Raw genomic sequence first — 13318 nt, forward strand, 5'->3', positions numbered from 1 at the left:
GTATTTGACATAAAGCCATCGCGAGCAAGCTCGCTCCCACAAAGTGCTTCGCAGTGTCAGCGGATGCAGGAATGACCCTCCGTCAAATTCAACCGATGACGCGTTGACAACGACCTGAGACCCTAACGATACTTCGCCCCAGTCGTACGACAACCTACAACAAATTCAATAACAATGACTGCTTGTTCAGGGACTCCCATGACCATCACTACTCAAGCCCGCGCTCCTTTCAATCGTCTCCTCCTGACCGGTGCCGCCGGTGGCCTTGGCAAAGTCTTGCGCGAAAGCCTGCGCCCCTATGCCAACGTGATTCGCCTGTCGGACATCGCCGACATCACCCCGGCCATCGATGACCGTGAAGAAGTCATGCCCTGCGACCTGGCAGACAAGCAAGCAGTCCATCAACTGGTCGAAGGCGTGGACGCAATTCTGCACTTCGGTGGCGTGTCGACGGAGCACTCGTTCGAAGAGATCCTCGGCGCCAACATCTGCGGCGTGTTCCACATCTACGAAGCCGCTCGCCGCCATGGCGTGAAGCGGGTGATTTTCGCCAGTTCCAACCATGTGATCGGCTTCTATAAGCAAGATGAAGTCATCGACGCCCACTCCCCTCGCCGCCCGGACAGCTACTACGGCTTGTCCAAGTCCTACGGCGAAGACATGGCCAGTTTCTACTTCGATCGCTATGGCATCGAGACCGTCAGCGTGCGCATCGGCTCTTCGTTCCCGGAACCGCAAAACCGCCGGATGATGAGCACCTGGCTGAGCTTCGGTGACCTGACCCAACTGCTCGAATGCGCGTTGTACGCGCCGAACGTTGGCCATACCGTGGTCTACGGCGTGTCCGATAACAAGAACGTCTGGTGGGATAACCGTTTCGCGGCCGGCCTGGGATACAAGCCCCAGGACAACTCCGAAGTGTTCCGCGCAAAAATCGAAGCCCAACCGATGCCGGCCGCGGATGACCCGGCGATGGTTTACCAGGGTGGCGCGTTTGTCGCGTCTGGCCCGTTCGGCGACTGACCTTCCTCACTCCAGATAAAACCCCGAGGTTGCCATGCAAGCCGAATTGATTGTCGATGCCCGTAACGCAGTCGGTGAATGCCCGGTCTGGGTCCCCGAGGAAAACGCCCTGTATTGGGTTGATATTCCTGTCGGAGGCCTCCAACGCTGGAGCGCCGAAACCGGCCATGTCCATGCCTGGACGGCGCCGCAGATGCTCGCCTGCATTGCACGTCACAGCAACGGCGGCTGGGTGGCCGGGATGGAAAGCGGGTTCTTTCATCTGCACCCGCATAACGATGGCAGCCTCGACAGCAACCTTCTGGCTCCGGTCGAACACGCCCGTACAGATATGCGCCTGAACGATGGGCGCTGCGATCGTCAGGGGCGTTTCTGGGCCGGCAGCATGGTGCTGAACATGGGCGCCAACGCTGCCGACGGCACGCTGTATCGCTACAGCGCCGGTCAACGCGGGCCACTCGAGGCGCAACTCAGCGGGTTTATCGTGCCCAACGGCCTGGGTTTCAGCCCGGATGGCCGGACGATGTACCTGTCTGACTCTCATCCCCTGGTCCAGCAAATTTGGGCCTTTGATTACGACACCGACAGCGGCACGCCGTCCAACCGGCGGCTGTTTGTCGACATGCATCAGTTCCCTGGTCGTCCCGACGGGGCGGCGGTCGATGCCGAAGGCTGCTACTGGATTTGCGCCAATGACGCCGGGCTGATTCACCGTTTCACTCCCGACGGCCGACTGGACCGTTCCCTATCCGTACCGGTGAAAAAACCGAGCATGTGCGCCTTCGGCGGCAGTCGTCTGGACACACTGTTCGTGACCTCGATCCGCCCTGGCGACGACCATGACGAACAGTCGCTGGCGGGCGGTGTATTCGCCCTCAATCCGGGCGTGCAAGGCTTGCCGGAACCGCAGTTCCAGGGATGAACCCGGTCCCCATGTAGCAGCTGCCGAAGGCTGCGTTCGGCTGCGCAGCAGTCGTAAAACCATACGGCGCGGTGTATCAGGAAAATCGCATTCACCGGATTGACGACTGCTACGCAGCCGAACGCAGGCTTCGCCAGCTGCTACAGGGCTCAGCGGTGTTCTTACATCAGAGTTCAATTGAAATGACGCCAATGTTGCTGAACCTTGAAGACGAATTCACCCACCTCACCCTCGCCCCGCAACTCGGTGGCAGCATCGTCAACTGGAGCGTTCGCGGCTCGGGGCTGCCGCTGTTGCGCCACAGCGATGCTCACGCGCTGAACACCGGCCTGCCGGGCAAGCTCGGGGGTTTTCCCTTGGCGCCGTGGTCAAACCGCATTGCCGAAGGCGGCTTTGAATGCCCCGATGGCTGGCTGGCACTGACACCCAACAGCCTCACCGATCCCCTGCCGATTCACGGCAGCGCCTGGCAACAGCCGTGGCAGGTGGTTTCGCAGACGCGCGATGAAGTCATCCTGCAACTCGACAGCACCACGCCCTTCGCCTATCGCGCCCGGCAACGATTCCATCTGAGCGACGGCAAGCTGAGCCTTGATCTCAAGGTCACCCATCTGGCCGAACGTCCTGCCTGGCATGGGTTGGGTTTGCACCCTTACTTTCCGCGTACCACGGGCACCCAGTTGCAGGCGCAAGCCCGGCAAGTCTGGTTGTGTGACGGGAGCAAACTGCCGACACACCTCAGTGCGTTGCCGGCCGAATGGGATTTCCAGTCGATCAAGGCGCTACCTGAGACATTGGTCGACAACGGCTTCTGCGAATGGGATGGCCACTGCCTGATACGCCAGCCAGCGCTGGGCTATGAGCTGGAATGCCAGGCCACCGGCAGCGATTACTACCTGCTCTACTGCCCGGTGGGCCTGGATTTTTTCTGTATCGAACCGGTGAGCCACCCGGTCAACGCGCATCACCTGCCCGGTCGACCGGGGTTGCGATTGCTGGAGCAAGGCGAGTCAGCCGAGCTCGGTTTCAGCCTGCAATTTCGCTACCCCAGCAACTGACTCAGCACCGCACGCAACTTCCCGGGTTTCACCGGTTTGTTCAGCAGCGGTGCGTCGAGTTTCTGCAATGAGCGCCGACATTGATCCGTGCGGTCAGCGGTGATGATGACCGCCGGAATCGCCCGGTGGAAATGCTCGCGCAAATGCCGGACCACATCACAACCCACCACCCCGTGATCGAGGTGGTAGTCCGCCAGAATCAGTTCCGGTGGTCGCCCCTGCAAGGCCGCCAGTGCAGAGAATTCATCGGTGGCCGTGACCACTTCGCAACCCCATTGCCCGAGCAGCGCGCTCATGCTTTCGAGGATGCTCACTTCGTTGTCCAGCACCAGCAAACGCCGGCCCGGTAATGGATTTCCGGTGCCCGGCAGGGGCGCGGCCTGACTGATCGGTAGCGGAACCTCATGGGAAATCGGCACGTCGATGCTGAACATCGAACCGCGTCCCGGCAGCGAATGAACCCCGACTTTATAGCCGAGAATCTTGGCGATCCGTTCAACGATCGCCAGCCCAAGGCCCACACCCTTGCGGTCGGCGGCGCGTCCGACATCCAGTTGGTTGAACTCGAGGAAAATCGAATCCAGTCGATCCGCCGCGATCCCGCGCCCGGTGTCCCAGACTTCCAGACGCAGCATTTCACCCCGGCGTCGGGCACCCAGCAGGATGCTGCCCTCATCGGTGTAGCGGCAGGCGTTGCTGAGGAAGTTGCGCAGAATCCGCGTCATCAGGCGCAAGTCGGTGCTGATGGCGTAATCGCCCATGTGCACCCGCAGATTCAACCCTGCGGCTTGCGCCACTGACTGGAACTCCGACACCAGCGGCGCGAGCAATTCATCGAGGCGGTACAGCGCAATGTCCGGTTTGACCGCCGCCTGATCGAGCCGGGAAATATCCAGCAAATCGGTGAGCAAATCTTCCGCGCCTTCCAGTGCCTGATGCGTACGCTCCACCAGCACTTGCTCGACGTCGGGCAGCTTGCGCTCGCGCAAGGTGGAGATCAGCAAACGCGCGGCATTCAGCGGTTGCAGCAGGTCATGGCTGGCGGCGGCGAGGTATTTGTCCTTGCTGCGATTGGCGGCCTCGGCGGCGTCCCGGGCATCGCGCAAGGCCTGGGCAATCTGTTTACGCTGGGTGATCTGCTGTTGCAGGTTACGGTTGGCCTCAAGCAACTCGTCGGTGCGCGCGGTGACGCGCTGCTCCAGTTCGTCGTTGAGTTGCTGCAGGCGCTGCTGGGCGAGTTTGCGTTCGGTGATGTCGGCGACAAACCCCTCCACCAGCCCTTCCTGATCGGGCTTGAGCAACAGGTTCATCAGAACGTCGAGGCTGCTGCCATCCTTGCGCCGCAATTGGGTTTCGTAGCCGAGCAGGCTGCGCTCGCGCTTGAGCAGTTCACCGATGTTTTCCAGCTCTTGAGCGCCGCCGACAAACAGGTTGCTCGCCAGATCCGCCAGCGAGAACAGCACTTCCTGAGGATCCTGATAGCCGAGCATCCGCGCCAGTGCCGGATTGGCGGCGCGCATGCCTTCCAGGAGGCTTGCCTGAAAGATCCCGTGGACCGCGTTTTCGAACAGCCATTTGTAGCGATTGCGCTCGGCTTCCAGCTCGTCGAGGCGCGCGGCCAGTTCCGGGTAATGACTCTTGCGCGCCGAGTGGCTGCCTAATCCCAGTAACCCCGCCAGCGCCCGTTGCTGTTCGTCAGAGGGCTTCGCCATAGACGACCTCGACATCACGCTGACTGGACTCGCGCGGGTTGGTCAGGATGCACGGATCGTGCATGGCGTGTTGCGACAGGAACGGAATGTCCGCCGTGCTCACCCCGTGCAATCCGAGGGTTTCGTGGAAGCCGATGGCGTGTTTCAGGGCGATCAGGTGTTCGACCAGACGCCCGCAAATCTGCCGGTGATTCAAGCCACGGCAATCGATGCCAAAGGTCTCGGCGATCACCTTGAAGCGCTCCGGTGCGGAACTGTAGTTGAACGCCACCACGTGCTCCACCAGCACCGCGTTGCACAGCCCATGAGGCAAGTCGAGAAAGCCACCGAGGCTGTGGGACATCGCGTGCACCGCGCCGAGGATCGCGTTGGAGAACGCCAGCCCGGCCTGCATGCTGCCGAGCATGATTTTCTCGCGCAGGGCGATGTCGTTCGGGTTGGCGATCATCTGCACCAGGTTGCCGTTGATCAGGCGCATCGCCTCCAGCGCATGGGGGTCGGTCAACGGCCCGTGACCGGTGGAAACAAACGCTTCGATGGCATGCACCAACGCATCGATGCCGGTACAGGCTGACAGGAACGGGTCCATGCTCAGGGTGGTTTCCGGGTCGATCAGCGACACGTCCGGCACCACCGCCTTACTGACGATGGAGAACTTCATGCGTTCTTGCTGGTTGGAGATGATCACGAATTGCGAGACATCGGCTGAGGTCCCGGCGGTGGTCGGAATCAGGATCAGCGGCGGGCTGGGGACGCGGATGGTGTCCACGCCTTCGAATTCGAGGATGCTGCGCCCGTGGGCGACGACTATGCCGATGCCTTTGCCGCAATCCATCGGGCTGCCGCCACCGACGGCCACGATCACATCGCAATGATTTTCCCGGTACAGGTCGGCGCCGAGCATCACTTCTTCGACCCGCGGGTTGGGTGAGACCGCCGTGTACAGGACGTACTCGATGCCCTGGGCTTGCAGGCTGGCCTCGACATCGGCGACCCAACCGGCGGCAATCACCCCGGGATCGCTGACCAGCAGCACCTTGCGCGCACCAAAGGTTTTGGCGCAATTGCCGACGTTGTGCCGGCAGCCGGCACCAAAGATGATTTCAGGCGAAACGAATTTACGCAGCTGGCTGAGACTCTGGCTCATTGGAAAGTCTGTTTTTATTGTTTTGGAAGGTAATGTCCACACTAAAGCATCCGGCGGTGAATGCAATCAGACCAATGGGTAGCCCCGGGCTCACCCGCGATAGATCAGTCGCGAAGCTTTCTCGTTACGCAACGTCAGGTGTTCCATGCCCAGCCCCGGTGCGTCGGCTTCCTCGCGGGCCTTGAGTATCACACCGTGGTGCGGGGATTTGCTGCACACCGGGTCCGCGTTGGCGGCATCGCCGGTCAGCATGAATGCCTGGCAGCGGCAGCCGCCCAGGTCCTTGTGCTTTTCATCGCAGGAGCGGCACGGCTCCTTCATCCAGTCATCGCCACGAAAGCGATTGAAACCGAAAGAATCAGTCCAGATGTGCTCGATGCTGTGCTCGCGCACGTTGGGAAACTGCACCGGCAACTGGCGGGCGCTGTGGCAAGGCAATGCCGTGCCGTCGGGGGTGATGTCGAGAAACAGATTGGCCCAGCCGTTCATGCAGGTCTTGGGGCGTTCTTCGTAGTAATCCGGGGTGACGAAGATCAGCTTGCACGGGTGACCCTGCGCTTCAAGACGCTCGCGGTATTCGTTGGTGATGCGCTCGGCACGCTGCAATTGTTCGCGCGTGGGCAACAGGCCAACCCGGTTGAGCTCGGCCCAGCCGTAAAACTGGCACGTCGCCAATTCGACGAAATCCGCTTCCAGTTCCAGGCACAAGTCGATGATCTGCGCGATCTGGTCGATGTTGTGCCGATGGGTGACGAAGTTCAGCACCATCGGGTAGCCCTGGGCCTTTACCGCCCGGGCCATCGCGAGTTTCTGGGCGAAGGCCTTGCGCGAACCGGCGAGCATGTTGTTCACCGCTTCGTCGGCGGCCTGGAAGCTGATCTGGATATGGTCCAGCCCCGCGACCTTGAAATCGCGCACTTTCTGCTCGGTCAGGCCGATGCCCGAGGTGATCAGGTTGGTGTAGTAACCCATGTCCCGGGCAGCCTTGATCAGTTCGGCCAGGTCCTGGCGAACCAACGGCTCACCGCCGGAAAAGCCCAGTTGCGCGGCGCCCATCTCACGGGCCTCGCGGAACACCCGGATCCATTCTTCGGTGCTCAACTCTTCGCCTGATTGGGCAAAGTCCAGGGGATTGGAGCAATACGGGCATTGCAGCGGGCAACGATAGGTCAACTCCGCCAACAGCCACAGCGGCGGCCCCGGACGCGAGTCATTCGATCCAGAATTGAGCATGGGCCACCTCCAGAAACGCCAGCACATCTTCATCGATCCCCGGTACGCCGGGGAAACTCTCAGACAGTCGATCAATGATCGCCGCGACACTGCGCTGGCCGTCCACCAGACCGAGGATCTGCCCGGCACTGGTGTTGAGTTTGATCATGCCTTCGGGGTACAGCAGCACGTGACAGTCCTGACGGGGTTCCCATTGCAGGCGAAAACCCTGGCGCAGCGACGGTGATTGCTCGCGGTTGATCAGGCTCACAGGGCAATCCCCCGATGCCAGACCTGCTCCGTGGTGACGCTGTGATACGGCGGGCGCTCCAGCTCGTAGGCCATGCTCATGGCGTCGAGCATGCTCCACAGCACGTCGAGCTTGAATTGCAGGATTTCCAGCATGCGCTGCTGGCCCTCGACCGTGACGTAGTGCGCCAGGGTGATGCGCAAGCCGTGCTCGACATCCCGTCGTGCCTGACTCAGGCGAGTACGGAAATAGTCGTAACCGCCGACGTCGATCCACGGGTAATGGGTCGGCCAGGCATCGAGCCGGGATTGGTGGATCTGTGGCGCAAACAACTCGGTCAGCGAACTGCTGGCAGCTTCCTGCCAACAGGCGCGACGGGCGAAATTGACGTAGGCGTCCACGGCGAAACGGACACCGGGCAGCACCAATTCCTGCGAAAGGATTTGCTCGCGATCCAGCCCCACCGCTTCGCCCAGCCGCAGCCAGGCTTCAATCCCGCCATCGCTGCCGGGTGCACCGTCGTGATCGAGTATCCGTTGCAACCATTCCCGGCGTACGTCGCGGTCCGGGCAGTTGGCGAGAATCGCCGCGTCCTTCAGGGGGATGTTCACCTGATAGTAGAAGCGATTGGCGACCCAGCCTTGAATCTGCCTGCGGGTTGATCGGCCGGCGTACATGGCTTGGTGGAATGGATGGTGGATGTGGTAATACGCGCCTTTGGCGCGCAGGGCTGCTTCGAATTCGGCTGGGGACATGGGTGTGTCAGTCATTGCGGTTCTCCGGGGAATCTGCGGTGTCTGGTCTGGCCTCATCGCGAGCAGGCTCGCTCCTACAGGGGAATGCGATCGACTGTGGGAGTGGGCTTGCTCCGGGCGGCGTTCCGACGAAGGGGCCCTCCGCTACAGCTCAATACTCATGCCGTCATAGGCCACTTCGATCCCGCGCCGATCCAGCAGCGCCCGCTCGGCCGAGTCTTCATCGAGGATCGGGTTGGTGTTGTTGATGTGGATCAGCACCTTGCGCTGGCGGGTGAAGCCTTCAAGGATGTCGAGCATGCCGCCGGGGCCGCTTTGCGACAGGTGCCCCATTTCACTGCCCAGGTTCTGGCCGACTTCGCAGACGCGCATCTCGTCGTCGCGCCACAAGGTGCCGTCCAGCAACAGGCAATCGGCACGTTGCATCCAGCTCAGAACCTCGTCGTCGACCTGTCCCAGGCCCGGCGCGTAGAACAGCGAAGCGCCGCTGCGCCGGTCTTCGATAAACAAGCCTATGGTGTCGCCCGGCTGCGGATTGCCGCGATTGGGCGAGTACGGCGGTGCGTTGCTGACCAAGGGGATCGCGCGAAATCGCAGGTGCGCGCACGCCGGGATGCTGAAGGGCTCGCGGTCGAGCCCGACCGGCTGCCACTGCAACCCACCGTTCCAATGCTTGAGCATGGTGAACAACGGGAAGCCGCTGCTCAGGTCTTCATGGACCCGTTCGGTGCACCAGACCTGGTGCGGGCAACCTTCGCGAAGGCTCAACAGGCCGGTGCAATGGTCGATCTGGCTGTCCAGCAGGACGACACCAGCGATTGCGGTATCACGCACCCGGCGTGCCGGTTGCAGCGGCGCGAAACTCTCGAGTTGCGCGCGAATGTCCGGTGAAGCATTGCACAGCACCCAATCCACACCGTTGTCGCTCAGGGCAATCGAGGACTGGGTGCGCCGTTGGGCCCGCAGGCTGCCATTGCGCATCGCGGCGCACTGGCGGCAGTTGCAATTCCATTGCGGAAAACCACCGCCAGCGGCGGAACCGAGAACGCGAATGTGCATGGGCAATGCTCCAGAAGGCAGGCCCGGCCAACATGACGGCTGGCCGGGTGAACAATCAGCGGTTGGCGAAATACATCGTCACTTCGAAGCCAATGCGCAGATCGGTAAACGCGGGTTTAGTCCACATGGGTCAATCCTCTTCTTATGCCGGACGATTCCGGTAAAGCCATTAATGCACGGGGCGCCAGGCACCCGAATGCTACTTTCGAACGAGGTGGCGGCGTGCATTGGTAGGGGGTGTCGCGGAGTGTCAGACACGGCCATTCGCGGGCAAGCCTCGCTCCTACAGATCACATAAACCTGTAGGAGCGAGGCTTGCCCGCGAAGGTCGTTACACGGTCTCGTGTCGAATCAGAAGAACCCCATCGGATTGATGTCGTAGCTCACCAGCAGGTTTTTGGTCTGCTGATAATGGTCGAGCATCATCTTGTGGTTTTCACGGCCGACACCGGACTTCTTGTAGCCACCGAACGCGGCGTGGGCCGGGTACAGGTGGTAACAGTTGGTCCAGACACGCCCGGCCTTGATCGCGCGGCCCATGCGGTAGGCGCGGTTGATGTCGCGGGTCCACAGGCCGGCGCCGAGGCCGAACTCGCTGTCGTTGGCAATGGCCAGGGCTTCGGCTTCGTCCTTGAAGGTGGTGATACCCACCACCGGGCCGAAGATTTCTTCCTGGAACACGCGCATTTTGTTGTGGCCCTTGAGCAGGGTCGGCTGGATGTAATAACCCGTCGACAAGTCGCCTTCAAGACGCTCGGCTGCGCCGCCGGTGAGCAGCTCGGCGCCCTCTTCCTGGGCGATTTTCAGGTACGAGAGGATCTTGTCGTATTGCTGCTCGGACGCCTGGGCGCCGACCATGGTTTCGGTGTCCAGCGGGTTGCCGCGCTTGATCTTGACGATCTTCTTCATCACCACTTTCATGAAGTCGTCGTAGATCGACTCCTGCACCAGCGCTCGCGATGGACAGGTGCAGACTTCGCCCTGGTTGAAGAACGCCAGCACCAGACCTTCGGCGGCCTTCTCGATGAACTGCGGCTCGGCTTGCATGATGTCTTCGAAGAAGATGTTCGGCGACTTGCCGCCCAGTTCGACCGTGCTCGGAATAATGTTCTCGGCCGCGCATTTCATGATGTGCGCGCCAATCGGGGTGGAACCGGTGAAGGCAATCTTGGCGATGCGCTTGCTGGTGGCCAGCGCCTCACCGGCTTCGCGACCGAAACCCTGAACGATGTTCAGCACGCCGGGTGGCAGCAAATCGGCGATCAGTTCAGCGAAGACCATGATCGACAGCGGCGTCTGCTCGGCGGGTTTGAGTACCACGCAGTTACCGGCGGCCAGGGCCGGCGCGAGTTTCCAGGCGGCCATCAGCAGCGGGAAGTTCCACGGGATGATCTGACCGACCACGCCCAATGGCTCGTGGAAGTGATAAGCCGTGGTCAGCTCATTGATCTCGGCGGCACCGCCCTCTTGAGCGCGGATGCACCCGGCGAAGTAACGGAAATGGTCAGCGGCCAGCGGCACGTCAGCGTTGAGGGTTTCGCGCACGGCTTTGCCGTTGTCCCAGGTTTCGGTGACAGCGAGGATTTCCAGGTTCTGCTCGATGCGGTCGGCGATTTTCAGCAGCACCAGGGAGCGGTCCTGCGCCGAGGTCTTGCCCCAGGCATCAGCCGCGGCATGCGCTGCGTCGAGGGCTTTTTCGATGTCGGCGGCGCTGGAGCGAGGGAATTCGGCGATCACTTCACCGGTGACCGGCGAAGAGTTGGTGAAGTACTCACCATTGACCGGAGCGACGAACTCGCCGCCGATGAAATTGCCGTAGCGCGGTTTGAACGTAACGACGGCGCCAGGTGTACCAGGTTGTGCGTAGATCATGGTGGGCCTCTGTCTGGGTCGATGCCTGTCGGGCAAACAGGCGATGAACCGATAGTAGAGAGCCCTGCGCGTCAGACGAATGCGCCGTTGGCAGGAGGACTCTCGTTATTTGGTAGTAGGTTTGCGCGAATCTATCTGTGGCGAATCTCACTGTAGGAGTGAGCCTGCTCGCGATGACGGAGTGTCAGTCAGCATCACTTTTGACTGGAAGTCCGCTATCGCGAGCAGGCTCACTCCTACAGGGGTTAAGCGGTGAGCTCAGGGTTAGTGTTTGGCCACTACAAGGTCTTTCGGCAGCTTGAAGGTCCAGAGCATGCCGCCCTGGTTGAAGTCCTTGATGCGCTTGGCCACTTCGCCACCCCACAGCGGTACGGCGCCACCCCAACCGGAGAGAACCGAGACGTACTGTTCGCCGTCCATTTCCCAGGTGATGGGCGAGCCGAGTACGCCGGAGCCGGTCTGGAATTCCCAGACTTTCTCGCCAGTCTTGGCATTAAACGCCTGCAGGAAACCTTCCGGCGTACCGGTGAACACCAGGTTGCCCTTGGTGGTCAGCACTCCGCCCCACAACGGCGCGAAGTTCTTGTGGCGCCAGACTTCCTTGCCGGTTTTCGGATCGATGGCGCGCAACACGCCGATGTAATCTTCATTCAATGGCTTGATGGTGAAACCGGCACCAAGGAACGCCGCGCCTTTCTTGTAGGCGATGCCTTCGTTCCAGATGTCCATGCCCCACTCGTTGGACGGCACGTAGAACAGTCCGGTGTCCCTGTTGTAGGCCATCGGCATCCAGTTTTTCGCGCCAAGGAACGCCGGGGCTACAAATACCGAACTGCCTTTGGCTTCAGTGCCGGGCGCGCCTGGGCGGCTGGCTTCGTTGTAGATCGGCCGGCCGTCTTTATCCAGGCCGGTGGCCCAGGTGATTTTGTCCACGAACGGGAAGCCGCGAATGAATTTGCCGTTGGTGCGGTCCAGCACGTAGAAAAAGCCGTTACGGTCCGCGGTCGCGGCGGCTTTGATCTCTTTGCCGCCTTCGGTGTAGTTGAACGAGACCAGCTCGTTTACGCCGTCATAGTCCCAGCCATCGTGAGGCGTGCTCTGGAAGTGCCATTTGATGGTGCCGTCATCCGGATTGAGCGCCAGACGCGACGACGAATAGAGGTTGTCGCCAGGACGCAGGTGCGAGTTCCACGGTGCCGGGTTGCCGGTACCGAACAGCAGCAGATTGGTTTCAGGGTCGTAGTAACCGCCTAGCCAAGGGGCGGCGCCGCCGGTTTTCCAGAGATCGCCGGGCCAGGTCTTGCCGGCTTCACCGCCGGAGATACCGTTCTCTATCGCTTTGCCGTCCTTGTAGGTGTAACCCATGTGGCCTTCGACGGTTGGACGGGTCCACAGCAGGTCGCCGTTTTTCGGGTCGTAGGCTTCGATTTTGCCAACCACCCCGAACTCGCCACCGGCGACACCGGTGATCAGTTTGCCGTTGATCACCAACGGCGCGGCGCTGATGGAATAGCCTTCCTTGTGGTCGGCGACTTTCTTGCTCCAGACGACCTTGCCGGTGTCCTTGTTCAGGGCCACGAGCTTGGCGTCGAGGGTGCCGAAGATCACCAGGTCGCCGTACAGCGCGACACCACGGTTGATCACGTCGCAGCAAGGGCGGATGTCATCGGGCAGGCGTGCATCGTATTGCCAGAGTTTCTTGCCGGTGCGCGCGTCCACCGCAAACACCCGCGAGTAAGAACCGGTCATGTACATCACGCCGTCCTTGATCATCGGCTGTGCTTGCTGACCGCGTTGTTTTTCACCGCCGAAGGAGAACGCCCAGACCGGCCGCAAATCCTTCACGTTGTTGACGTTGAGCGTGTCCAGCGGGCTGTAGCGTTGACCCTGGACGCCCAGACCGTTGGTGACGACCTGCTCCGGGTTCTTGGGGTCCTGGAGGATGTCTTTATCAGTGACGCCGGCCAATGCCGAGCCAGACAACAGCATGGCACTGAGCAGCACACTCAAGACGAAGGGTTGGCGACGTGCGGGTTGGGTCATGACGGCTACCTCTGCAGTTTTTGTTATACCCGGGAAATTTTCCCGGTCTGGTGCAGATTCTTGGGCGCCGCCGCCCTTGGAACAATTGCCCGCAGTGCTGAGTTTGCTAGTTCCTTAGTACCGGGTCGGATGATGCCAACGAGTTAGGACTCACCTCGACCTGTAGCAGCTGGCGGAGCCTGCGTTCGGCTGCGTAGCAGTCGTAAAATCAGCGCTCGCGGTGCATCAGGAAAACCGTGCAAACCGGATTTACGACTGCTGCGCA

General features: G+C 61.1%; 12 protein-coding genes. 3 read left to right on the top strand and 9 right to left on the bottom strand.

The window, feature by feature from the left end:
* Window positions 1-198: 198 nt before the first annotated feature.
* From ABH912_RS06850 to ABH912_RS06860, 3 genes are all read left to right on the top strand, one after another.
* Window positions 199-1023: an NAD-dependent epimerase/dehydratase family protein gene (locus ABH912_RS06850; RefSeq protein WP_429510172.1), complete on the top strand. Its 825-nt coding sequence runs from the start codon at window positions 199-201 to the stop codon at window positions 1021-1023.
* Between the two features lie 34 nt (window positions 1024-1057).
* A complete protein-coding gene (locus tag ABH912_RS06855) occupies window positions 1058-1945 on the top strand; it encodes an SMP-30/gluconolactonase/LRE family protein (RefSeq protein WP_429510173.1) in 888 nt (295 codons plus the stop codon).
* 182 nt (window positions 1946-2127) lie between these two features.
* A complete protein-coding gene (locus ABH912_RS06860; protein ID WP_429510174.1) occupies window positions 2128-3003 on the top strand; it encodes an aldose 1-epimerase in 876 nt (291 codons plus the stop codon).
* Here ABH912_RS06860 and ABH912_RS06865 read toward each other — a convergent pair.
* The 9 genes from ABH912_RS06865 to ABH912_RS06905 form a co-directional block, all read right to left on the bottom strand.
* Window positions 2988-4715: a hybrid sensor histidine kinase/response regulator gene (locus ABH912_RS06865; RefSeq protein WP_429510175.1), complete on the bottom strand. Its 1728-nt coding sequence runs from the start codon at window positions 4713-4715 to the stop codon at window positions 2988-2990. The genes ABH912_RS06860 and ABH912_RS06865 overlap by 16 nt on opposite strands.
* A complete protein-coding gene (gene ercA, locus ABH912_RS06870; protein WP_033054541.1) occupies window positions 4699-5862 on the bottom strand; it encodes an alcohol dehydrogenase-like regulatory protein ErcA in 1164 nt (387 codons plus the stop codon). Before ercA ends, ABH912_RS06865 begins: the two co-directional genes overlap by 17 nt.
* Window positions 5863-5952: 90 nt before the next feature.
* Window positions 5953-7095: a pyrroloquinoline quinone biosynthesis protein PqqE gene (gene pqqE, locus ABH912_RS06875; protein WP_429510176.1), complete on the bottom strand. Its 1143-nt coding sequence runs from the start codon at window positions 7093-7095 to the stop codon at window positions 5953-5955.
* Entirely contained in the window at window positions 7073-7345 is a 273-nt protein-coding gene (gene pqqD / locus ABH912_RS06880) for a pyrroloquinoline quinone biosynthesis peptide chaperone PqqD (RefSeq protein WP_033054537.1), read from the bottom strand. Before pqqD ends, pqqE begins: the two co-directional genes overlap by 23 nt.
* Window positions 7342-8094, bottom strand: coding sequence for a pyrroloquinoline-quinone synthase PqqC (gene pqqC, locus ABH912_RS06885; RefSeq protein ID WP_429510177.1), 753 nt, complete (start codon window positions 8092-8094; stop codon window positions 7342-7344). The genes pqqD and pqqC overlap by 4 nt, the downstream gene beginning before the upstream one ends.
* A gap of 129 nt (window positions 8095-8223) precedes the next feature.
* Complete coding sequence (gene pqqB, locus ABH912_RS06890; RefSeq protein ID WP_429510178.1) at window positions 8224-9138, bottom strand: pyrroloquinoline quinone biosynthesis protein PqqB; 915 nt, start codon at window positions 9136-9138, stop codon at window positions 8224-8226.
* A gap of 55 nt (window positions 9139-9193) precedes the next feature.
* Window positions 9194-9265, bottom strand: a complete 72-nt coding sequence (pqqA, locus tag ABH912_RS06895) for a pyrroloquinoline quinone precursor peptide PqqA (protein ID WP_003253598.1) — start codon at window positions 9263-9265, stop codon at window positions 9194-9196.
* Between the two features lie 224 nt (window positions 9266-9489).
* Complete coding sequence (exaC, locus tag ABH912_RS06900; protein WP_095128184.1) at window positions 9490-11010, bottom strand: acetaldehyde dehydrogenase ExaC; 1521 nt, start codon at window positions 11008-11010, stop codon at window positions 9490-9492.
* Between the two features lie 264 nt (window positions 11011-11274).
* Window positions 11275-13053: a PQQ-dependent methanol/ethanol family dehydrogenase gene (locus ABH912_RS06905; RefSeq protein WP_033054532.1), complete on the bottom strand. Its 1779-nt coding sequence runs from the start codon at window positions 13051-13053 to the stop codon at window positions 11275-11277.
* Between the last annotated feature and the right edge of the window lie 265 nt (window positions 13054-13318).

The organism is Pseudomonas sp. BT76 TE3572, from assembly GCF_050435365.1.
Classification (GTDB): Bacteria; Pseudomonadota; Gammaproteobacteria; order Pseudomonadales; family Pseudomonadaceae; genus Aquipseudomonas; species Aquipseudomonas fluorescens_W.